Origin of the sequence: Actinoplanes sp. NPDC051861 (assembly GCF_040681145.1) — a bacterium.
Classification (GTDB): Bacteria; Actinomycetota; Actinomycetes; order Mycobacteriales; family Micromonosporaceae; genus Actinoplanes.
Genome location: NZ_JBFAYE010000001.1, coordinates 1,071,717 through 1,092,290, shown reverse-complemented (window position 1 = coordinate 1,092,290; position 20,574 = coordinate 1,071,717). Strand labels below are relative to the sequence as shown.

General features: G+C 70.5%; 21 protein-coding genes. 4 read left to right on the top strand and 17 right to left on the bottom strand.

What is annotated here, in order from left to right; translation table 11 throughout:
- Positions 1–6 precede the first annotated feature (6 nt).
- On the bottom strand, positions 7–231 hold the full coding sequence (locus AB0M02_RS05325) for a DUF3039 domain-containing protein (RefSeq protein ID WP_364222592.1): 225 nt from the start codon (positions 229–231) through the stop codon (positions 7–9).
- A 102-nt stretch (positions 232–333) separates the two neighbouring features.
- On the opposite strand from AB0M02_RS05325, the gene AB0M02_RS05320 reads away from it, so the two are divergent.
- Entirely contained in the window at positions 334–1,284 is a 951-nt protein-coding gene (locus tag AB0M02_RS05320; protein WP_364221716.1) for a pseudouridine-5'-phosphate glycosidase, read from the top strand.
- Complete coding sequence (locus AB0M02_RS05315; RefSeq protein ID WP_364222590.1) at positions 1,266–2,159, top strand: PfkB family carbohydrate kinase; 894 nt, start codon at positions 1,266–1,268, stop codon at positions 2,157–2,159. Before AB0M02_RS05320 ends, AB0M02_RS05315 begins: the two co-directional genes overlap by 19 nt.
- Here AB0M02_RS05315 and AB0M02_RS05310 read toward each other — a convergent pair.
- The 13 genes from AB0M02_RS05310 to AB0M02_RS05250 form a co-directional block, all read right to left on the bottom strand.
- Positions 2,156–2,539, bottom strand: a complete 384-nt coding sequence (locus tag AB0M02_RS05310) for a DUF3099 domain-containing protein (RefSeq protein WP_364221713.1) — start codon at positions 2,537–2,539, stop codon at positions 2,156–2,158. The two genes, AB0M02_RS05315 and AB0M02_RS05310, sit on opposite strands and share 4 nt — an antisense overlap.
- A 64-nt stretch (positions 2,540–2,603) precedes the next feature.
- Complete coding sequence (locus AB0M02_RS05305; protein ID WP_364221710.1) at positions 2,604–3,170, bottom strand: HhH-GPD-type base excision DNA repair protein; 567 nt, start codon at positions 3,168–3,170, stop codon at positions 2,604–2,606.
- 32 nt (positions 3,171–3,202) lie between these two features.
- Positions 3,203–3,478, bottom strand: a complete 276-nt coding sequence (locus AB0M02_RS05300; RefSeq protein ID WP_364221707.1) for a hypothetical protein — start codon at positions 3,476–3,478, stop codon at positions 3,203–3,205.
- 15 nt (positions 3,479–3,493) lie between these two features.
- A complete protein-coding gene (locus AB0M02_RS05295) occupies positions 3,494–4,540 on the bottom strand; it encodes a methyl-accepting chemotaxis protein (RefSeq protein ID WP_364221704.1) in 1,047 nt (348 codons plus the stop codon).
- A gap of 30 nt (positions 4,541–4,570) precedes the next feature.
- A complete protein-coding gene (locus tag AB0M02_RS05290; RefSeq protein ID WP_364221702.1) occupies positions 4,571–4,942 on the bottom strand; it encodes a response regulator in 372 nt (123 codons plus the stop codon).
- Positions 4,939–5,214 (bottom strand): hypothetical protein, encoded by a 276-nt coding sequence (locus AB0M02_RS05285; protein WP_364221699.1) that lies wholly within the window; start codon positions 5,212–5,214, stop codon positions 4,939–4,941. The genes AB0M02_RS05290 and AB0M02_RS05285 overlap by 4 nt, the downstream gene beginning before the upstream one ends.
- Positions 5,195–7,570, bottom strand: coding sequence for a chemotaxis protein CheA (locus tag AB0M02_RS05280; RefSeq protein ID WP_364221696.1), 2,376 nt, complete (start codon positions 7,568–7,570; stop codon positions 5,195–5,197). The genes AB0M02_RS05285 and AB0M02_RS05280 overlap by 20 nt, the downstream gene beginning before the upstream one ends.
- Positions 7,567–7,962 (bottom strand): response regulator, encoded by a 396-nt coding sequence (locus tag AB0M02_RS05275; RefSeq protein WP_364221693.1) that lies wholly within the window; start codon positions 7,960–7,962, stop codon positions 7,567–7,569. Before AB0M02_RS05275 ends, AB0M02_RS05280 begins: the two co-directional genes overlap by 4 nt.
- Positions 7,962–8,834, bottom strand: a complete 873-nt coding sequence (locus tag AB0M02_RS05270) for a protein-glutamate O-methyltransferase CheR (RefSeq protein ID WP_364221690.1) — start codon at positions 8,832–8,834, stop codon at positions 7,962–7,964. Before AB0M02_RS05270 ends, AB0M02_RS05275 begins: the two co-directional genes overlap by 1 nt.
- On the bottom strand, positions 8,834–9,460 hold the full coding sequence (locus AB0M02_RS05265; protein ID WP_364221687.1) for a HEAT repeat domain-containing protein: 627 nt from the start codon (positions 9,458–9,460) through the stop codon (positions 8,834–8,836). Before AB0M02_RS05265 ends, AB0M02_RS05270 begins: the two co-directional genes overlap by 1 nt.
- A gap of 25 nt (positions 9,461–9,485) precedes the next feature.
- Complete coding sequence (cheB, locus tag AB0M02_RS05260; protein ID WP_364221684.1) at positions 9,486–10,553, bottom strand: chemotaxis-specific protein-glutamate methyltransferase CheB; 1,068 nt, start codon at positions 10,551–10,553, stop codon at positions 9,486–9,488.
- A gap of 12 nt (positions 10,554–10,565) precedes the next feature.
- On the bottom strand, positions 10,566–12,122 hold the full coding sequence (locus AB0M02_RS05255) for a chemotaxis protein CheW (protein ID WP_364221682.1): 1,557 nt from the start codon (positions 12,120–12,122) through the stop codon (positions 10,566–10,568).
- Positions 12,123–12,148: 26 nt separating this feature from the next.
- The gene (locus AB0M02_RS05250) at positions 12,149–14,089 is read right to left on the bottom strand and encodes a methyl-accepting chemotaxis protein (protein ID WP_364221679.1); all 1,941 of its coding nucleotides are present in this window, start codon (positions 14,087–14,089) and stop codon (positions 12,149–12,151) included.
- Between the two features lie 281 nt (positions 14,090–14,370).
- On the opposite strand from AB0M02_RS05250, the gene dtd reads away from it, so the two are divergent.
- Positions 14,371–14,793: a D-aminoacyl-tRNA deacylase gene (dtd, locus tag AB0M02_RS05245; RefSeq protein WP_364222587.1), complete on the top strand. Its 423-nt coding sequence runs from the start codon at positions 14,371–14,373 to the stop codon at positions 14,791–14,793.
- On the opposite strand, the gene AB0M02_RS05240 is transcribed toward dtd, so the two are convergent.
- The gene (locus AB0M02_RS05240) at positions 14,790–15,575 is read right to left on the bottom strand and encodes a sporulation protein (protein ID WP_364221676.1); all 786 of its coding nucleotides are present in this window, start codon (positions 15,573–15,575) and stop codon (positions 14,790–14,792) included. The genes dtd and AB0M02_RS05240 overlap by 4 nt on opposite strands.
- A 270-nt stretch (positions 15,576–15,845) precedes the next feature.
- Between AB0M02_RS05240 and sigB the strand changes: the two genes are divergently transcribed.
- Complete coding sequence (gene sigB, locus AB0M02_RS05235) at positions 15,846–16,799, top strand: RNA polymerase sigma factor SigB (protein ID WP_364222584.1); 954 nt, start codon at positions 15,846–15,848, stop codon at positions 16,797–16,799.
- Positions 16,800–16,811: 12 nt separating this feature from the next.
- Here the strand turns inward: sigB and AB0M02_RS05230 are convergent, their stop codons facing one another.
- Both AB0M02_RS05230 and AB0M02_RS05225 read right to left on the bottom strand, forming a co-directional pair.
- The gene (locus AB0M02_RS05230) at positions 16,812–19,349 is read right to left on the bottom strand and encodes a GNAT family N-acetyltransferase (RefSeq protein WP_364221673.1); all 2,538 of its coding nucleotides are present in this window, start codon (positions 19,347–19,349) and stop codon (positions 16,812–16,814) included.
- A gap of 2 nt (positions 19,350–19,351) precedes the next feature.
- A complete protein-coding gene (locus tag AB0M02_RS05225; protein ID WP_364221670.1) occupies positions 19,352–20,533 on the bottom strand; it encodes an acetoin utilization protein AcuC in 1,182 nt (393 codons plus the stop codon).
- Positions 20,534–20,574: the final 41 nt, after the last annotated feature.

Here is a 20,574-nt window from a genome sequence, read left to right as displayed (position 1 = left end):
CGCCGATCAGGCCTTCATGGCTTCGTAGATCTCCTTGCACTGCGGGCAGACGGGTGAGCCGGGCTTGGGCGCCTTGGTCACCGGGAAGGTCTCGCCGCAGAGAGCGATGACGTACGTGCCCATGACCGCGCTCTCGGCGATCTTCTCCTTGCGCACGTAGTGGAACGTCTCCGGACCGGTGTCGGCGTCCTTGAGTTCCGGACGCTCCAGGATCTGGGTGCTCACGGTTATCTGCCCTTCGAGAAATCAGCGAAGCTTCGGCCGTCAAGTCTTGCACCTCACGCCTGGTCGGTCCAACGACAACGCAGCTCGTGGGAGCCGTACGGTTGGCACGTGACTGACTTCGCTATTCACTACGGCGAGCACGTGACCCGTGCCCGCCGCGACGGCCGTCCGGTGGTGGCCCTGGAGAGCACGATCATCTCGCACGGGCTGCCGCACCCCGACAACCTGCGGGTGGCCCGGGAGATCGAGCAGACCGTCCGGGACAACGGTGCCGTGCCGGCGACCATCGGCATGATCGGCGGCGAGATCGTAGTCGGCCTCGACGACCGGCAGGTCGAGCACCTGGCGCTGGCACGGGACGTGGCCAAGCTGTCCGTCCGCGACCTCGCGATCGCCGCCGCCCGCCGCGCCGACGGCGCCACCACCGTCGCCGCCACCAGCGCGATCGCCGCCGCCGCGGGCATCGGGGTGTTCGCAACCGGCGGGCTGGGCGGGGTGCATCGCGAGGCCAACATCACATACGACGAGTCGGCCGACCTGACCGCCCTGGCCCGCACGCCGATCGTGGTGGTCTGCGCCGGTGTGAAATCGATCCTCGACGTGGGCGCCACCCTGGAACGCCTGGAGACCCTGGGCGTCTCGGTGGCCGGTTACCGCACGCGGCGCTTCCCCGGCTTCTTCATCACCGACGGCGGCTTCGACGTCGACTGGGAGCTTGACTCGCCGGAGCAGGTGGCGGACTTCATCCGGGCCCGCACCGACCAGGGCGTCAGCGAGGGCGCGCTGGTGCTGGCGAACCCGCTGCCCACCGACGAGCAGCTCGACCCGGCGCTGCACGACCGGACCCTCGCGGCCGGGCTCAACCTGCTCGCCGAGCAGAACATCACCGGCAAGGCGGTCACCCCGTTCCTGCTGAGCCACTTCCACTCCAGCACCGACGGCCGGAGCCTCGAGGTCAACATCCGGATCATCCTGCGCAACGCGGCGCTGGCCGCGCGCATCGCCGCCGCCACGAGCACCGGGTCGGCGTCCCCGGTCGGATTCGCCGTACCCGCGTGATCGTCGTCGGGGACCTGGTCACCGACGTCCTGGTCGAGCAGACCGGGCCGATCCAGCCGGGGTCGGACACGGACGCGGCGATCCGGGTGGGCGGCGGCGGCCAGGCCGCGAACACGGCGGCCTGGCTGGCGCACACCGGGCAGCCGGTCACGCTGATCGCGGCGGTCGGCGACGACGTGGCCGGGCGGGAGCGGGTGGCCGAGCTGGAGTGGGCGGGCGTGCACTGCGCGGTGCGCGTCCACCCGGGCGTGGTCACCGGCAGCGTGGTGGTCCTGACCGGCCCGTCCGAGCGGACGATGATCACGGATCGGGGCGCCGCGGTACTTATCGACGCGGGCCACGTCCGGTCGGTGATCACGGCGTCGCCGGCCGGTGGCCACCTGCACCTCTCCGGCTATCCCCTGCTGCACGCGGGTTCCCGTCCGGCGGGCCTGGCGGCCCTTTCGGCGGCGGCGGAGAGAAGGATCACGGTGAGCGTCGACGCGGCGTCGGCGGCCCCGTTGCGGGCCGTGGGTGCGAGCGCTTTCCTTGATTGGGTACGCGACGCCGACGTGCTCCTGTGCAACGCGGACGAGGCGGACGTGCTCGCCGGTCCGGGCAGCGCGGCAGAGCAGGCGGCGCGGCTCACGGCCCACGTGCGTAACGCCGTGGTCAAACGCGGGCCGGACGGTGCGGTGTGGGCGTCGAGGGACGGCGGCTCGTGGACGGCGAGCGCGGAACGCGTACCCATGAAGGATCCGACCGGTGCCGGTGACGCCTTCGCAGCGGGCCTGCTCTCCGCATGGTGTTCCGGAAACGGCCCGGAGGCGGCCCTCGCCGCCGGCATCGCGATGGGCGCGGCCGCCGTGGGCCGCGTGGGTGCCCGGCCGGCCTAGAGCCCCCGGCGCCGGGCCTCGTCGACGATCTCGGAGTCGATGGTGATGTGCTCGGGCTCCTCGACGCGGTGCGGCTCCAGCGCCAGCCGCACGTCCTCGCGGGCGGCCGCGTCGGCGGCCCGCTCGGCCTTGCTCTTCGGCGGGCGGTCGTTGGCGATCAGCACGGCCGCCCACGGCAGGAAGACCATGCCGAGGGCGCAGAGGACCAGCCAGACGGGCAGCAGCGGGACCTTGGCACTGATCAGGACACCACCCAGGATCAGGCAGCCCGCGCGGACGCTCATCATCGTGACGTAGCGGATCTGCCGGCTGCGAAGCTGAGCATCCTGGCTGGTGGCAGCGTCGGTGATCAACACCGGGCGCTCCTGGTGCTTCTTCACGCGAGGTCTCCGATCGACCTCGTCATCCTCCCACCGCCAGGGCCGCGGTGCCCAACCGGTGGGGCTAACCGGCCGCTTTCGCCGCCGCCTTCTTCTGCTGCTTGAACTCACGGACCTTGGTCAGCGAGGCGGCGTCCACGACGTCGGCCACCGACCGGTAGCCGTCCAGCGCGTAGTCACCGGCGACCGCCTCCCAGCCCTCCGGCCGCACCCCGAGCTGCTTGGCCAGCAGCGCCACGAAGATCTGCGCCTTCTGCTTGCCGAAGCCGGGCAGCTCCTGGACCCGCTTGAACAGCTCCTTGCCGGTGGTCGGCTCGGACCACAGCCGGGTGACGTCACCGTCGTAACGGGTCTCGACGAGCGTGGCGAGCTCCTGCAGACGCCCGGCCATCGAACCGGGGAACCGGTGGATCGCCGGCGGCTCACTGCACAACTGCTTGAACGACTCGGGGTCAGCCGCGGCGATCGCAGCCGGCTCCAGCGTGCCGAACCGGCCGAGCACCTTCCAGCCGCCGCGGAAGGCATGCTCCATCCCGTACTGCTGGTCGAGCATCATGCCGATGACAACAGCGAACGGGTACTCGTCGAGCACCTTGTCTGCGGCCGGCTCATTGGCGATCTGGAAGCCCATACGTGCATCGTCGCACGACGGGGTGCCCGGTCTCACGCCTGGATCGTGGTGCGGGCCAGGGCTTCGTAGGTGATGATCCGGACCTTCAGTGAGCGGCCGGCGACGCGGCTGAGTTCGCCGACCTCCATGATGTGCTCGGCGACCCGGCGTAGGTCGGCGGGTGTGGTCACCGGGCGGCGCATGCCGAGGGCCTGTACCGCGAGGGTCCACAGGCCCTCGGCCAGTTGTGGTCCGATCAGGTCCGCCAGGGCCTTCACGGCGTCCTGCTCGGTCGGCACGTCGTGGCCGTACTCGTCGCTCCGCGCCATCGTGCCTCTTCCCTGTCAGAACAGCTCGATGAGCGGTTCGGTGTCTGCCTTGGCCTCGGTGCCGGTCTGTTCGGCGTGGGTGGACCGCTGCCGGGACATGACATGCTTCGACCGCAGATCCTCGACCTTGATGGAACCCGCTCTGAGATCGTCCTCACCGATGCCGCCACGGGCGTAGACCGCGATCTGTTCGGCCTGGCCGCGTACGTCGGATACCGCGTCGAGGACATGTTCCAGCATCTGCCGGCTGATGTCCTGGAACTGCACGTGCCCGACGGCGCCGGTGGTCTCCACGGTGAGCGCTCCGGAGCTGCGCTGCACCTGCTCGGCGGCGCTGACGGTGTCCTTGAGGATGTGGGCGACCATCTCCGACATCTCCCGCTGGGCGCCGGCGATGCCGCTCAGCCGCCGGGTCATCGCGGTCTCCTCGGAGGTCTCCGGGAGCTCGGCGCTGGAGTCGAACTGGGTGTCGTCGGAGAGCACCGAGTCGAGCTTGGCGGTCAGGTCGGCGATGTTGCTGCCGATGCCGTGCGCCGCCTCCGACGAGCGGTGCGCGAGTTTGCGTACCTCGTCGGCCACCACCGAGAAGCCCTCGCCCGCGTCGCCCGCCCGGACCGCCTCGATCATCGCGTTGAGCGCGAGGATGTTGGTGGCCCGGCTGACCTCCTCGATCTGCTTGACGTGCTGGTCGAGCTCACGCATCTGGTCGACGAGCGCGCGGATCTGGTGGTCGCGGTGGAGGAAGTACGAGATCAGCCGTCCGACGAGCTGGTCGTTGGAGGAGCTGACCTGGCTGAGTTCGGTCTCCGTGCGGCTGAGGGTGCCGGCGAGCTGTGACACGTCGCCGGCCATCACCTCCGCAAGTGAGTCGACCTTGACGAGCTGCTGCACGATCGCGTGCGCGGCGTCACCGGTCTGATCGATGACGTCACGCACGTGTGCGTCGATCAGGTCACAGAACGGGGTGATCGGGTCCAGCGCCTCGGCCACGACGTCCCCGCGCGTACGCTGCTCGTCCGGCTCGGCCGGGTTCAGCGACAGCTTGCGGAGAAGGCTTGGCATGCGATACCTCCGATATCGGGAGCGAGCCGGTCAGGCCCCGGGCAGAACCTGCTTGATGACGCCGAGCAGCTGGTCCGGTCCGACCGGCTTGACGAGCCAGCCGGTGGCGCCCGCGTTCTTCGCCTCGGTGCGCTTGGTCTGCTCCGACTCGGTGGTCAGCATGAGGATCGGGGTGAACCGCATACCGGGGGCCTTGCGCGCCTCGCGGGCGAACGTGATCCCGTCCATCTGCGGCATGTTGACGTCGCTGATGATCAGGTTCGGCTTGACTCCCTTGCCGAGCTTGTCGAGCGCCTCCTTGCCGTGGCCGGCGGTCTCCACCGCGTACCCGGCCTTGGTGAGAATCGACTTGAGGCTCATGAGCATGGTCGCGGAGTCGTCGACGAGCATCACAGTGGTCATGGAGGATCGCTTCCCGGTCGGCTGGCGAGGCCACTGCTCCCGTTGAGCAGCGGCAGCACCTGTGCCGCCAGGAAGGCGTCATTCGGTGCCGAGGAAATCTTCGGGCGGAAAAGCAGCAGGGCCTGGAGCGCACCGGTGTGCAGATGGTTGCATCGGCGCAGGCTCACCTTCGGCTTGCGCGCGGCCCGCAGCCAGCCGGCCAGCTGCTCGACCTCGTCCACGGTCACCACGCCGACCAGCGTGGCGCTGTCGTCATGCAACTCGAGCGGCAAGACCGAGCACCTCCTTCATGTTGAGCACCAGCAGCACCAGGCCGTCGCCGAGCAGCGCTGTGCCGGAGAACTCGTCGGCGTACGCGAGCAGGCCCTCCATCGGCTTGAGGATCACGTCGACCTCCCGGTGGAACGCCGAGACCAGCAGGCCGACCCGCTGGTTGTTCACGTTCACCACGAGGATCGCCCGGTCGGCCACCGGGTCCGGCTCCCACGGCATGTCGAGCGCACGAGCCAGGTCGATCACGGGGACCACCTCGCCGCGCATCACGACCACCTCCTGGTGCAGCACGTGGCCCATCTCGGCGGCGGGTACGCGTACGGTCTCCACCACCAGGTCGACCGGAATGCCGAACCGCTGACCGGCGACGCTGACGACCATCACCTGGGTGACCGCCATCGACAGCGGGAGCCGTAGCCGGGTCGACGTGCCCTGGCCGAGCTTGGAGCGCATGGTGACCGTGCCACCGAGCTTCTCCACGCTGGCCCGGACCGCGTCCATGCCGACTCCCCGCCCGGACAGATCCGAAACCTCGTCGGCCGTGGAGAACCCGGGCCGGAACACCAGGTCGACGGCGTCGCTGTCGGAGAGCGACTCCAGCTCCTCCTCGTTGATCAGCCCCTTCTCGTACGCCTTGCGCTTGACCCGCTCCGGGTCCACGCCGCGCCCGTCGTCGGCGACCTCGACGATCACCGCGTCGCCGTCGGCCACGGCCGTCAGGGTGAGCCTCGCCGTGCCGGACTTGCCGGCCGCGGCCCGCTCGCCGGCCGTTTCGACGCCGTGGTCCAGGCTGTTGCGCACGAGGTGGACCAGCGGGTCGCCGAGCGCCTCGATGACGTCCTTGTCGGCCATCGTGTCCTCGCCCTCGGTGACCAGCTCGATGTTCTTGCCGAGCCGCCGGCTGAGGTCGCGGACCAGGCGTGGGAAGCGCCCGAACGCCACCGAGAGCGGGAGCATCCGGACGTCCATCACCGCGGCCTGCAGTTCCTCGGCGATGCGGTGCAGGCCGGCGTACTGATCCTTGATCCGGCGGCTGAGCACCCGGCTGCCGAACTCCTCCTCGGCGGCGTCGGCCAGGAACGTGAGGCCGTTCTTCGCCACGTTGAGCTCGCCGACCAGCTCCATGAGCCGGTCCACCTTCTCCTGGTCGACCTTGAGCACCCGGGTGCCGACCTGCCCGCCCGGGTCCTCGGCGCGGCCCGCCATGTCGGCCGGCGCGGTCGCGGGCACCGGCACCGGTGCGGGAGCCGCCGTGAAACCGGCGGTGGCCGGCGTGGCGATCGGGCCCGCCGGCTCCGGCGCGGCCCGGGTGAGCAGGCGCTCCACCGCCGCCTGCACGGTCGCGCGGTCCGCGCCGGTCAGATCCAGGGGTACGCCGAGTGCGTGCGCCGCCGAGACCGCGGTGTGCGCGATCGCCCGCAGCTGGATCCCGTCCCGCTCGGCGATGTCCAGCGACCGGTGCGCGGCGGCGAGCATCGCCCGCGCGTCGGCCGCCAGGTCCGAGTCGATCACCTCGGTCACCGCGACCGTGATCGGTTCCTCGGTGCGCAACGGAGGCTCGCCGCTGAGGTGCCGGGTGATCGCGTCGGCGTCCAGCTCGACGATCTGGATCTGGTCCGGGACGTATCGGAAGAGATACTCCAGCTCGCCGACCGCGGCCCGGGTGGCGAGCACGAAGGAGAGCAGGCAGACGTATTCGTCGTACTCCTCGGCGGGCGGCCACTGCTCGGGCTGCACCACACCGAGTTTGTCCAGGCCCGGCACCTGGCGGATCAGATGCAGCGGGTCCTCGGCGCGGAAGAAGCAGTCGCTGTCCGGCACGTAGCGCACGAAGCGCATGGTCGAGGACGTGGTTGACAGCCAGGAGGCGGTCTCGGTCAGCCACTCGGCGTCGAACCAGGCGAGCCACTCGGGTGCGACGTCGACCGTCTGCACCGGTCCGGACGCGGTCTGTGTGGTGGTGACCGCCTCGCCGCCGAGCGGGGCGCGCAGCTTGGTGATCAGCCCGGCCGCGTCGTTGCCGGCGCTCGCCGGGAGCCGCTCGTGCGTGGTGACGTGCGCCAGCCAGCCCCGGATCAGGTCGAACGCGGCGAGCAGGTCGTCGGTCATCGACGAGTCGAGGCCGAGCCGGCCGGCGCGGACCGCGTCCAGCAGGTCCTCGGCCGCGTGGGTGAGCCGGGTCAGCTCCGGGAAGTCGAAGAGCCCGGACGAGCCCTTGAAGGTGTGCGCCGCGCGGAACACCTCGTTGACCAGCTCGGGGTCGCCGGGTTCGCGCTCCAACTGGAGCAGGCCCTCGTCGACCTGGGCGAGCAGGTCGTTGGCCTCGGCGAGGAACTGGGCGAGCAGTGGGTTCATGCCTGCCCACCCGTGGTCAGCATGGTGGCGATCCGGACCAGGCGCTCCCCGGTCACCGGCTTGACGAGATAGAGGTTGGCCCCAGCCTGGTAGGCGCGGTCGGCGTCACCCGGCCGGTCCTCGGTGCTGATCATCAGGACCGGCGCCGCGGTGCCGACCGTCTCCGAGCGCAACGTCTCCACGCACGTGTAGCCGTTCATCTTCGGCATGTTGACGTCCACCACGAACAGGTCGAACGAGGTGGTCATGGCGGCCTCCACGGCCTCCAGGCCGTTCGCCGCCTCGGCCACCTCGAAGCCGGCGTCGGACAGCAGGCTGGTGTGGTAGAGCCGCACGGTGGCGGCGTCGTCGACGACGAGCACCCGGGGTTTGCTGGCGGTATCCGAGGTCATCAGTTGGCTCCGGTCGGTCGCTGGTAGACGATGCCCTCCGGCAGGCGGGTCGGCGTGAAGATCGGCGAGATCCGGCTCATCGACTCGGAGTGACCGAGGAAGAGGTACCCGCCGGGGCGCAGCGCGCCGAACAGGTTCTCGGCGGCCCGGCGGCTGGACAGCTCGTCGAAGTAGATGAGCACGTTGCGGCAGTAGATGACGTCGTAGTCGCGGAAGGCACGCATCGCGGCGGTGTCGCAGACGTTCACCCGGTGCAGCGTCACGGCGCTGCGGATCCCCTCGTCGACCTGGTACCGGCCGGCGCCGACCGAGGTGAAGTACTTGTTCAGCCAGGACTTGGGCACCCGCTGCAGCGACCGCTCGCCGTAACTGGCGTGTGCCGCCTTGTCCAGGACCTCACTGTCGATGTCGGCGCCGTGGATCTCCACGTCGACGTTGTCGATCTGGTCCCATTCCTCCAGCAGGCGCAGTGCGATCGAGTACGGCTCCTCGCCGGTCGAGCACGGCAGCGAGAGGATCTTCACCGGCCCGGTGATCCGGCCGATCCCGCCGCGGTCGCGCAGCACGTTCGGCAGCACCGTGCTGAGCATCGCGTCGAACTGGTAGTCCTCGCGCAGGAAGTACGTCTCGTTGACGGTCAGCTGGTTGATCAGGTCCTGCAGCATGGCGGACTTGTCGCTCATCCGCAGCGCGGCGAACCAGCTGGTGAACGTGTCGTACGGCGAGTTGCGGACGCACGTGTCGATGCGCTTGTCGACGAAGTAGCGCTTGCCCGCGTTGAAGTGGATACCGGTGCGCTTGTAGAAGTACTCGACGAACCGTGTGAAATCCGCGTCCGAGAGCCCTGTCCCGGCGGCGGTCGTGCTCACCATCACTGCTTCCCGGTCAGGCGCGGCAGTGCCGCCTGGACCGTGAACCGCAGGAACGGGTCGTCCGGGAAGCGCGCCACGGCCGCCTCCAGCACCGGAGCGTGCTCCGCGCCGGCGGCCGGCAGCAGGGCGTCGATGGCCGCGGTGACCACGTTCGGATGCGGGTCCTCGGCGATCATCCGGGTCAGCCAGACCTGCGCCTCGGGATGGGCCAGGTCGGCGAGGACCATCGCGGTCATCACGCGTACGTCGTGGTCGGGCGCCGCCAGCAGGTCCGGTATCAGCGACGGCATCGACGCGGGCATGCTCGCCAGTGCCTCGGCGACGGCCGTACGCAGGGCCGCGTCGTCGCTGGCCAGGTGCACGGCGAGGGCGCCGGCCACGGGCTCGGTGTCGTGGGCCGCCAGTGTGGTGAGCACGGCGTCGCGTACGTTCGTCTCGGTCTCCACCGCGACGCGGGCGAGCAGCTCGGGCACCGCCTCGGCCGCACCGGACAGACCCAGTGCCGCCTCCCGGCGCACGTTCGCATCCGCGTCGCCGATCTGCCCCAGCAGCGTCTCGGTCGAGGGCGACTCCGGCGGCAGCACCTCCTCGGGTTGCTGCGGGGCCTGCTTGCGCACCAGTCCCATTACAGGACCACCCTTTCTCGACTAGTCACCGAACCCAGTCAGCCAGCCGGGCCGCGATCTCGTATGCCGGAAGCACCACCGTGGCCCCGCCGCGCCGGGACAGCTCGCCGGGCATGCCCCAGACCACGGCGGTCTCCTCAGACTCGGCGATGGTGCGGCCGCCGTCCTCCTTGACCGCCGCCATCTCGGTGGCGCCGTCGTCGCCCATCCCGGTCAGCAGCACGCAGACCAGCCGCGCGGGGTCGACGTAACGCCGGGTAGAGCTGACCAGCCGGTCCACACTGGGATGCCAGCGGTACTCGGCGGCGGCCGGCACGCTCTTGACGATCAGGCCGTCGGTACGCCGCGCGACGACCACGTCCGCGTTGCCCCGGCCGATGTAGATGTTGCCCCGCTGGAGGTTCATGATCCGGTCGACCTCGTGCACCCGCAGCGCGCACGCCTCGTCGAGCCGCCGGGCCAGCGCCGCGGTGAACGAGGCCGGGATGTGCTGGGCCAGCACCACCGGCGCGCCCAGGCTCGCCGGCAGGCCGGGCAGCATCTCGGACAGCAGCGCCGGCCCGCCGGTCGAGGATCCGATCAGGACCAGGTCGACGGAGCCGACCTCGCCGATCTCCCGCTGCGGCGGTGCCGCCGCACGGGTCCGCCGGGTCTGTGCCTTGAGCCGCGCGGTCAGCCCGCCGGCCTTCCGCAGCCGCACCGACGCCGCCGCGCGCACCTTGGCCACCAGGTCGCCGGAGACCTCCTCGATGTTGAGCGAGACCGTGCCGCCGGGCTTGGGCACGTAGTCCACCGCACCCAGCTCCAGCGCCTCCAGCGTGACCAGCGCGTTGTGCTCGGTCAGCGAGGAGACCATCACCACCGGCGTCGGCTGCTCCTCCATGATCTTGGCGAGGCAGGTGAGACCGTCCATCTCGGGCATGTTGATGTCGAGGGTCACCACGTCCGGGTGCAGCCGGACGAGCTGCTCCAGCGCGTCCACGCCGTTGCGGGCGGTGTGCACCTCGAAGTCGCCCGCGTCGGCGAGGATGCCCTTGAGCGCGCGGCGCATCAGCGCCGAGTCGTCGACTACCAGGACAGAGGTGGGGGGCACCGGCGACTCCGATCAGACGGCGGCCAGGGCCTCTTCGACGGCGGTCTCGCAGAGTTCCGCCGCCTCCGCTGCCTGGCCGGCGGCGAGCAGCTGGTCGACCTGCACGAGCAGCAGCATCCGCTGCTGGTCCGGCAGGTTCGCGACCCGCGACACCACCCGGGCCTGCTCGGCCGACAACTCGGGCGCGGGTTCCAGCACGTTGCGCCCGACCCGGGCCACCTCGGCCACCGAGTCCACGATGAAGCCGGTGCGCACCCCGCCGATGATCAGCACCACGATCCGCTGCCGCTCGTCCCGCTCGGTACGCCCCAGGCCCAGCCGGATGCGCAGGTCCACCACCGGCAGCACGGTGCCGCGCAGGTTGACCAGGCCCTCCACGAAGTCGAACGACTTCGGCACCCGGATCAGCGCCTCCGGAACCCGGATGATCTCCTGCACCGCGTCGACGTCGACGGCGTACTCCTCCTCGTCGAGCCGGAACACGACGAAGAGCTCCTCGTCGCCGCGCCCGTCGTCGGCGGTGCCCGCCTGCTCCTCGGCCATCTCCTGGTCGTCCTCCCGGTACTCGGCGATCTCGTTGCGCACCTCAGGGGAGTCGAACATCCGGTTCACGCTCAGCACCGAGACCAGGCGTTTGCCGTCCTCCAGCCGGCAGACCGACTCCACCTCGGTCTTGCGCCCCTCGCCGGCGACCACGCTCGGCAGCGGCGCGACCAGCTGGTGCGGCACCCGGAGCACCTCACGGACGGTGTCCATGACCACGCCCACCACGCCGCCGTCGATGGAGACGACCACGATCCGGTTCTGCGGCTCCAGCGGTGTCACCGGCAGCCCGAAGACCCGGCGCATGCTCACCACCGGCAGGAGCCGGCCGCGCAGGTCGATCACGCCGAGCACCCGGCTTCCGGCGTTCGGCACGTGGCTCACCGACTCGGGTGCCTGCACGATCTCCTGCACCTGGTCGATCGGCAGCGCGTACTCCTGGCCCTCCACCGCGAAGCTGACCAGCTCCAGGGTGTCGTCCAGCTCGCCGTCGCCGTCGCCGGAGGCCATCCGGGTCGCGGTGGCGCCGTCCCGGCCGGTCCGTGGCTCGGAGAGGCGGGCGAACTGGCTGCCGATCAGCCGGTCCACGTCGAGCACCGTGGTCATCCCGCCGCCGTCCGACTTGATCACCCCGACCAGGACGTCGGAGCGGACCGTCGACTGCACGGCGTCGGCCGACTCCACCTTCGACGGGTCGATGCTGATCACGCTCGACACCCGGTCCACCACGAAGCCGAGCGGAACACCGCCGTCGACCACGATCACCCGGGTGGTCTCGTCGTGCCCGGTCTGGTCCATCGCACAGCACCGGCGCAGGCTGACCACCGGCAGTACCCGGCCGCGCAGGTTCGCCAGGCCCTCCAGCGAGGGCGGGCCGAGCGGGACCTTCACCACGGCCGGCATCCGGATGATCTCCTGAACCTGGCGCATCGGGAACGCGTACCGCTCCCCCGCCATGTCGAACGTGACGTAGTCGGCGGTGTCCTCGTCGAACTCCTCGGTGTCCGCCATCTGGTCGACGTCCATGGGTGTCACCTCCCCTCGAGCCGGCGTCAGGCGGCGTTCTGGAGCTCGTCCGCGAGCGCGGCGATCTCCTCGACCGCGGCGGCGAGTTCCTCGGCGCCCTGCGACTGTTCTTTGGCCGCGGTGGAGGCCTGACCGGCCAGTTGCTCGGCCTGATTGGCGGCCGAGGAGATCTGGTCCAAGCCGGTCTTGACCGAACCGAGCACGCTCACGATCTGCTGGGCGGACTCGCGGACCTCCTCATTGCCCCCGCGGACCTGCTGCATGTCGCGCTCGATCTCCTCGAGCCGCTGCGTGGTGGCCTTGGCGGACTCGACCTCGGCGAGCGAGAGCCGGCTGGTCTCCTCCAGGTCCGCACGGACCTCGACGATCCGGTCCTGCACCGACTTCACCAGGTCCTTGATCCGATCGGCGTTGTCGGCCGAGTCCCGGGCCAGGTTGCGGATGTCGGTGGAGACCACGGCGAAGCCCTTGCCGAACTCGCCGGCCCGCGCCGACTCGACCGAGCCGTTGACCGCGAGCATGTTGGTCTGGATCGAGACGTTCGCGATGGCGTCGACGATCTTGTCGATCCGCCGCGAGATCTGCTCCAGCTCGGTGACCTTGCGGACGTTGTCGATGCCCTCCCGGGCCGCCGCGCCGATCGCCCCGATCATCGAGTCGACCGCCTGCTTGTTCGTGCCCAGCAGCTCCAGGATCACGTCGGCGCGCTCCACCGCGCTGCCACCGCGCTCCGCCGACAGCTGGGCGCCCTTCTCGATCTGATTGACCGCCTCGGCCGTCTGCTGGCTCTTCTCGGCCGCGGTCCGCGCACCGCTGTTGATCTCGTTGATCGCCACGTTGATCTGGCTCGCCGCACGGTTGATCTCCTCCACCGCGGCGGAGAGCTCCTCGGCCGCGGAGGCCACCTCTTCGGCGCTCTTGGCGATGTCGGTGCTGCTGCGCAGCGTCTCGGCCACCTCGGCCAGCGACTCCGCGGCCTGGTCGCTCTGGCGCAGAGCCTGGGTCTGCTGGCCGACCGTCTGCAGCGACTCCTCGCACGCCGCGGACTGCTGCTCGGCCGCCGCCGCGATCTCCTCGGACCGCTGCTTGGCGCTGGCCGCCGCCTTCTTGGCCTGCTCGGCGGCGGCGGCCATCTCGGTGGCACCCGCCATGATCGTGCCCATGTCGGCCCGGATCGTCTCCAACTGCGAGGTGATCGACTTGCCCTTCTCCACCTCGCCCCGGGCCGTCTCCGCCGAGTTCTGCACCGCGCCGGCGATCTCGGTGACGCTGCTGCGCACCTCGTCGATCAGGTCGCGGATCTGCCGCGCGCTGCGCTCACTGGTCTCGGCGAGGGTGCGTACCTCGTCGGCGACCACGGCGAAGCCCTTGCCGTGCTGCCGGGCCCGGGCCGCCTCGATCGCGGCGTTCAGCGCCAGCAGGTTGGTCTGGTCGGCGATGTGCGCGACCGTCTTGACGATCTCGCCGATCTCGTCAGCCTGCTTCTCCAGCTCGGTGATGGTGGCGACCGAGGCGGTCTGGCGGGTGGAGGCGCTGTCGACATTGGCAAGCAGGTTGCTGATCCCGGTCCGGGTCTCGATGAGCAGGCCCTGCAGGGCCTGGCTGAGGTCCGCCACCTGACGGGTGGCCTGCCCCTGGCGGCCGACGCGCTCCTCGACCTCGTTCATCGAGGCCAGGCTCGTCTGCGTGGCGCCGGAGGCCTGCTCCGCGCCCGCCGCGATCTGCTGCATCGAGTCGGAGAGCTGGCGGGAGGCCTCGGCGGCCTGGGCGTTCTGCGCGGAGATCTCCGCGGTGGCCGTGGCGATCCGTTCGGCCGCCTGCTGCTGCTTGGCCACCGACCGCGCCTGGCGTCTCGTCGCGTCCGAGTCGCCTCCCTTGGCGGCGGGACGCGCCGAGACGGGCGCGGCGGCCGGACGGCTGGTCTTGGTCTCGGTCGTACGCACAGTGCTGGTGCTGGTGAGGGGCATGGGTGGTCTCCCATCTGAGTCCGGTTGATCCGGCGCACGTGGGGTGCGGATTCAGGTCGCCGCGAGCGGGAGCACGACCTGCTGGCCGGCGCCGGAGCTCAGTGGCCGGCGGCCCCCTTCGACCAGGCAAATCCTGGCACCGGCATCCACCGCGAAAAGCCGATATAGGGACAGTTCGATCAGCCGCAAAGCGAACACCGGCCTGCCGGGAAGTGTCTGATCGAGCTCGGATACCGTCGCTGATCGGGGCCGCGACCCGCGCGGCCGGTGACGGGAGCACGATGCGCGCACTGGTCCAGACCGTCGGGCGGGCGAGCGTGACCGTCGGCGACGAGATCGTCGGCAAGATCGAGGACGGTCTGCTGGTGCTGGTCGGCGTGACGCACGACGACACCCCGGCGAAAGCCGCCGAACTGGCCCGCAAGGCGTGGGAGATGCGCATCCTGGACGGCGAGCGGTCGGCCTCGGACGTGGGCGCTCCGGTGCTGGTGGTCAGCCAGTTCACCCTGTACGGCGACGCGCGCAAGGGCCGCCGTCCCACCTGGAGCGCGGCCGCGCCGGCCGAGGTCGCCGAACCGCTGATCGATGAGTTCGTGAACGCGTTGCGGGCCCGGGGAGCGACCGTGGAGACGGGTCGCTTCCGGGCCCACATGCTGGTGGAAAGCGTGAACGTCGGACCGCAGACGGTCCTGCTGGAGCTTTAGAAGAGACCGCGGCGCTGGGCGGACTGGCGCAGCCACTGGTCCAGGCGAGCGGTCCAGTCCACCTGGTCGACGGTGGCGTAGTCGACGTCGAAGCTGCCGAACGCGTCGTGGCCCTCGGTGAACAGGCCGCCGCGCTTGTCCAGCTCCAGCACGACCTGCAGCTTCTGCGGCGTCGGCAGGAAGGTCAGCTCGAGCTGGTTGATGCCGCTCGCGTACGCCCCCGGCGGGTAGAACTCGATCTCCTGGTAGAACGGGAGGTGCTGCTCCACACCGTAGACACGGCCCTTCTCCACGTCCGCCTTGCTGAACCGGAATCCGAGGCGCAGCAACGCCTCCAGGATCCGCTCCTGGGCCGGCAGCGGGTGCACCATCACCGGGTCCAGGTCGGACTTGTCGACGGCGCGGGCGACCTCGAGCTCGGTGGCCAGGCCCATCGTCATGCCGTGCAGGCGCTGCCCGTACAGCTCGGTGATCGGCGTCTGCCAGGGCACCTCGAACCGGAACGGGACGTCGTGGCGCACACCGGCTTCCAGCCGGAACGAACCGGTCAGGCGCTGCCGGTGGAACTCCTGGTTCGTCTGGTACTCATTGTCGCCGCTCTCGACCTCGACCCGGGTCAGCAGGCCGACGGCGAGGTATTCCACGTCGACGGCGTGGTCGCCGCCGACGATGTGCACCTGGCCCTCCAGAAACCCGCCGGGGTACGTGTTCGGGTTCGCCAGGACGGTGTCCACCGACGGACCACCCACACCGAGCGCCTGCATCATGCGTTTGAAGACCACAGCCATCCCCTTCCTAGGGCATGCACATTATCGAGTCGTCACAAGTACTCAGGGTGAGTGAACGCCAAGGTTGTCGGCTTGACGACGTCAGGGTTCTCCCCGATTCATGCCACCTGGACGCTGGCCTCACCTCCGCTTAACGCGCCGCGGACCAAGCTACTTCTCACCGGCACGAATGCGGGCTGGTACGCACGAGACGTTATCGCGGGGAGGGGACTCAAAGTGGTCCTGGAGATGAAGGCGTCGGAGTCCAAGGTCGTCGAGGACATCATGACCGACGAAGTCGAGACGCTGACCGACCTGGACGCGACCGACGAGCGGGGCGTCTCCGCCGACCTGGTCCGCGCCTACCTCAACGGCATCGGCCGCACTCGCCTGCTCACGGCGGTCGAGGAGGTGACCCTCTCCAAGCGGATCGAGGCCGGCCTTTACGCCGAGGAGAAGCTCGCCGGCGCCCCCGCCGAGCTGGCGCCTCTGCTCCACATCATCGTCGCCGAGGGCAGGTCCGCGAAGAATCACCTGTTGGAGGCGAACCTTCGTCTCGTGGTGAGCATCGCGAAGCGCTACACCGGCCGCGGCATGGCGTTCCTGGACCTGATCCAGGAGGGCAACCTCGGCCTGATCCGCGCGGTCGAGAAGTTCGACTACACCAAGGGCTACAAGTTCTCGACGTACGCGACCTGGTGGATCCGCCAGGCCATCACCCGCGCCATGGCCGACCAGGCCCGCACCATCCGCATCCCGGTGCACATGGTCGAGCAGGTCAACCGCATGGTCCGCTGCCGGCGCGACCTGGCCGCGTCACTCGGCCGGGAGCCCAGCATCGCCGAGATCGCCAAGGCCATGGACGTTCCGGAGTTCCAGGTCATCGAGCTGATTTCGTACGATCGGGAGCCGGTCAGCCTGGACCAGGCGGTCGGCGAGGACGGCGAGAGCGCCCTCGGTGACTTCGTCGCCGCTGTCGACCCGAACCAGCCCGGTGAGGGCGTCGCGCAGGGCGAGCTGCGCAGCGAGGTGGAGATCGTGCTGGCCACCCTCTCCGAGCGGGAGTCGGCCGTGATCCGGCTGCGCTTCGGCCTGGACGACGGCCGGCAGCGCACTCTCGACGAGGTGGGCCGCGAGTTCGGCCTCAGCCGCGAGCGCATCCGCCAGATCGAGAAGGTCACGATGCTGAAGCTGCGTGACCCGGAGCGGGCCTCCCGCCTCGAGGCCTACGCCGTCTAAGAACAACGCAGTCTAGGCACTGCGCAGTCTTCGGGGGCCGGTGTCCGGGCGGACACCGGCATCGCCGAACTCGACGGCGGCGTGCAGCACCGAGAAGCCGTCCGGGCGGGCCAGCACCGGGTTGAGTGTCAGCGACCGGACCCGCGGGTGCTCGTCCGCCAGGCGGCCGACGCGCAGCAGCAGATCGATCAGCGCGGCCCGGTCCACCGGGGTGGACCCTCGGTAACCGTGCAGCAGCGGCGCCGCACGCGGCTCGTCGACCAGGGCCTCGGCGGCCCGGTCGGTCAGCGGCGCGGCGCGCCAGGCCAGGTCGCCGAGCAGTTCGCTGGCCACGCCGCCCAGGCCGAAGCCGATGACCGGGCCGAACGCGGGGTCCTCGACCAGCTCGACGACGCAGGCCACACCGGGCGGGACCATGGTCTGCACCAGGACGTCCGGGCCGAACGAGGCGCTCAGATCGCGGTACGCGTCGCGTACCCCATGCTTGTCGGAAAGCGCGAGGCGCACGGCGCCGAGGTCGATCCGATGGCGCAACCCACCACCTGCCGCCTTGAGCGCGACCGGATATCCCAGGTCTTTCGCCGCCGCCACCGCCTCCTGCTCGGAGGTCGCGAGCGTGGACGGCGCCACCGAGATCCCATAAGCGGCGAGCAGATCCTCCGCAGTCTCCGCCGCCTCCGCGGCTGCCACGTCGACGCCGGTCAGCTCGGGCAGCACACCCGGCGGCCGGCGCAGCCACTCCGCGTAATTGATCACCTTGGCCAGCGCGCGCACCGACTCCTCGACCGACGGATAGACCGGTACGCGCGGCGGCGCCTTGCCGAAGACCAACGTCGCCACCGTCGGCTTCTCGCCCGCCAGAGCGACACTGGCCAGCGCCGTGGCGAAGTCGGCGTCCTCGTCGGAGAGCTGGCCCGGCACCGGCGGCGCGCAGACCGCGACCAGCGCGTCCACCCGTTCGTCGACGGCCGCGTCGGCCAGCGCGTCAGCCAGCGTGTGCGCGGTCGCGTCCGGGCCGGCGTCGTGCGGATAGCCCTCGGCCAGCGTCAGGCCGTTGGCGCGGCAGGCCACCACCGCCAGCTCGGCCAGCGCCGACGAGTTGCCCACCACGGCGACCCGGCGACCGGACGGCAGCGGCTGGTGCGCGAGCAGCATGCCGACGTCGAAGAGCTCCTGGACGGTGTCCACCCGGATCACGCCGGAGCGGGCGAACAGGGCGGTCACCGCGTGCGCGTCCGGGCCGGGCAGGTCGCCGGCTTCACCCTCTTCACTGAGCTGGCGGGCGGCCGAGGCGACCGCGACCACCGGCTTGATCCGGCTCATCCGGCGGGCCAGCCGGGCGAACTTGCGCGGGTTGCCGAACGTCTCCAGATAGAGCAGGACGACGTCGGTGCCGGGGTCGTCCTGCCAGTACTGCAGCAGGTCGTTGCCGGAGACGTCGGCGCGGCTGCCTGCCGAGACGAAGCTGGACAGGCCCAGGCCGCGGCGGTCGGCCTCGGCCAGCAGGGCGACGCCGAGTGCTCCGCTCTGGCTGAAGAAGCCGACGCGGCCCGCTGTCGGGAGGCGGGGGGACATCGTGGCGTTGAGGCGTACTTCGGCGTCGGTGTTCGCGATGCCGAAGCTGCTGGGGCCGATGACTCTCAGGCCGGCTGCGCGGGTGCGTTCGACCAGCACTTTTGTCTTATTTTTATCGAAATTTGCTGATATGACGACCAGGCCGCCGGCGCCCGCCCTTGCCGCGTCCGCGCCGGCCTCGGCCACGGTTTCCGCCGGCACCGCGATCAGCGCGAGGTCGATGGGGGTTGGGGCTTCTGTTGCGGTCCGGTATGCCTGGAGACCGGCCACCCGCTCCGCCGTGGGGTGGACCGGCACGATGGCGCCGGTGTAGCCGCCGTCTCGCAGGTTGCCCAGCATCGCCGCGCCGATGCCGTGACCGGTCGCGCTGGCGCCGTAGATGGCGATGCTTCGCGGTGCGAGCAGCCGGGCGATCGACCGCGCCTCGGTGAGGTGTTCGCGGGACTCCTGCACCTCCCGGGACTTCTCGGTCGGCGCGATCGGGAAGCTGAGGTGGACGACGCCGTCGGCGTACTGCCGCTGCACCTGATAGCCGGTGTCGGCGAAGACGCGCAACATGCCGCTGTTCTGCGGCAGCACCTCGGCGACGAACCGGGTGATGCCGTGCTCGCGGGCAGCGTCGGCGAGATGCTCCAGCAGCACCGAGCCGATACCCCGGCCCTGCAGCGCGTCCTCGACCACGAAGGCGACCTCGGCCTCCGGGGAGTCCGGGCCGAGCCGCTCGTACCGGCCCACCGACGTGATCTTGTCGTCGGTGACGGTGACGAAGGCCTCCCGGTCGACGTGGTCCACGTTGACGAAACGCTGCAGGTCGCGCTCGGGGATCCGCGGGTACGGCGAGAAGTACCTCAGGTAGCGGGTGCGGTCGCTCATCCGCGAGTGGAACTCCACGATGGCGGGCGCGTCCTCGGGACGGATCTGCCGAAGATGCGCGGTGGACCCGTCGGCGAGCAGGACGTCTGCGCTGCGCTCCACGGCTAGTCCCTGGGGTCGTGCGGGTCCAGGCCGTGCAGCGGGAACACCGCTGTCCGGGCCGCCATGACAGCGCGGTCGATCGCGTCCGTGTTGCCCGGGGACCACTGCTGGACCTCCGGTGGGGTGCCGTCGGTCATGGTTGCCGGAACGCTGGTGCCCGGGCGGCGCTGCGCGGCGAGCGCGCGCCAGGCGGCCGGTGTCCGGGTGGCCGGGTCCAGGGGCTCACCGGTGACCACGGCCAGCAGGTGGGTCCAGGCCCTCGGGACGACCTCGACGAGCGCGTACCCTCCCCCGCCGGTGGCCACCCACCGGCCGTCGCAGAGCTCGTCGGCCAGCGCCCGGATCGCGATGTAGGCCGCACGCTGACCGTCCACTGACAACTGCAGGTCGGCGAGCGGATCAAGCTGGTGGGCGTCGGCGCCGCACTGACTGACGATGATCTCCGGTGCGAACGCCCGCACCACCGAGGGCACGACGGCGTTGAAGGCGCGCAGCCAGCCGGCGTCCCCGGTACTCGGTGGCAGGGGAATGTTGACCGCGGTGCCCTCGGCGTCGGGCCCGCCGATCTCGTCGGCGAACCCGGTGCCGGGGAACAGCGCGAGCGGTGTCTCGTGCAGGCTGACGGTGAGCACCCGTGGGTCGTTGTAGAACGCGTGCTGCACCCCGTCGCCGTGGTGCACGTCGATGTCGATGTAGGCGACCCGCTGCGCGCCCTGCTCCAGCATCCAGGCGATGGCGACGGCCGGGTCGTTGTAGACACAGAACCCGGCGGCGCGGGCGGGCATGGCGTGGTGCAGGCCGCCGGCGATGTTGACAGCCCGGCGGGCGGTGCCGTGCCAGACCGCCTTCGCGGCCGCCAGAGTGGCGCCGCAGATCCGGGCCGAGGAGTCGTGCATGCCCTCGAAGACCGGGTTGTCGGCGGTGTTGAGGCCCCAACCGGAGAAGAAGGGATCGATGGGCGCGAGCCGCACGGCGTCCAGATAGTCGGGACGGTGCACCCGCGTGAGATCAAGATCACTGGCCGGCTCCGGCGTCACCATCCGCACGTGCGGACGGTCGAGAATGCCGAGCTCACGGGCGAGCGCCATGGTCAGCTCGACCCGGACCGGGTTCAGCGGATGGTCACCCATGTCGTAGTCGAGCAGCGCGCTGTCCCAGACCACCGCAGTCGTGTCATCCGCCATGCCGACATGCTAAGCGTCGCCCGGTCGGGCGCGCCGTGTCG

Bases quoted from the DNA above. Each gene is read 5' to 3' on its own strand.
- AB0M02_RS05305 (WP_364221710.1), bottom strand. From the start codon at position 3,170: ATGGGCTTCCAGATCGCCAATGAGCCGGCCGCAGACAAGGTGCTCGAC.
- AB0M02_RS05300 (WP_364221707.1), bottom strand. From the start codon at position 3,478: ATGGCGCGGAGCGACGAGTACGGCCACGACGTGCCGACCGAGCAGGAC.
- AB0M02_RS05295 (WP_364221704.1), bottom strand. From the start codon at position 4,540: ATGCCAAGCCTTCTCCGCAAGCTGTCGCTGAACCCGGCCGAGCCGGAC.
- AB0M02_RS05290 (WP_364221702.1), bottom strand. From the start codon at position 4,942: ATGACCACTGTGATGCTCGTCGACGACTCCGCGACCATGCTCATGAGC.
- AB0M02_RS05280 (WP_364221696.1), bottom strand. From the start codon at position 7,570: ATGAACCCACTGCTCGCCCAGTTCCTCGCCGAGGCCAACGACCTGCTC.
- AB0M02_RS05275 (WP_364221693.1), bottom strand. From the start codon at position 7,962: ATGACCTCGGATACCGCCAGCAAACCCCGGGTGCTCGTCGTCGACGAC.
- AB0M02_RS05270 (WP_364221690.1), bottom strand. From the start codon at position 8,834: ATGGTGAGCACGACCGCCGCCGGGACAGGGCTCTCGGACGCGGATTTC.
- AB0M02_RS05265 (WP_364221687.1), bottom strand. From the start codon at position 9,460: ATGGGACTGGTGCGCAAGCAGGCCCCGCAGCAACCCGAGGAGGTGCTG.
- AB0M02_RS05255 (WP_364221682.1), bottom strand. From the start codon at position 12,122: ATGGACGTCGACCAGATGGCGGACACCGAGGAGTTCGACGAGGACACC.
- AB0M02_RS05250 (WP_364221679.1), bottom strand. From the start codon at position 14,089: ATGCCCCTCACCAGCACCAGCACTGTGCGTACGACCGAGACCAAGACC.
- dtd (WP_364222587.1), top strand. From the start codon at position 14,371: ATGCGCGCACTGGTCCAGACCGTCGGGCGGGCGAGCGTGACCGTCGGC.
- sigB (WP_364222584.1), top strand. From the start codon at position 15,846: ATGACCGACGAAGTCGAGACGCTGACCGACCTGGACGCGACCGACGAG.
- AB0M02_RS05225 (WP_364221670.1), bottom strand. From the start codon at position 20,533: ATGGCGGATGACACGACTGCGGTGGTCTGGGACAGCGCGCTGCTCGAC.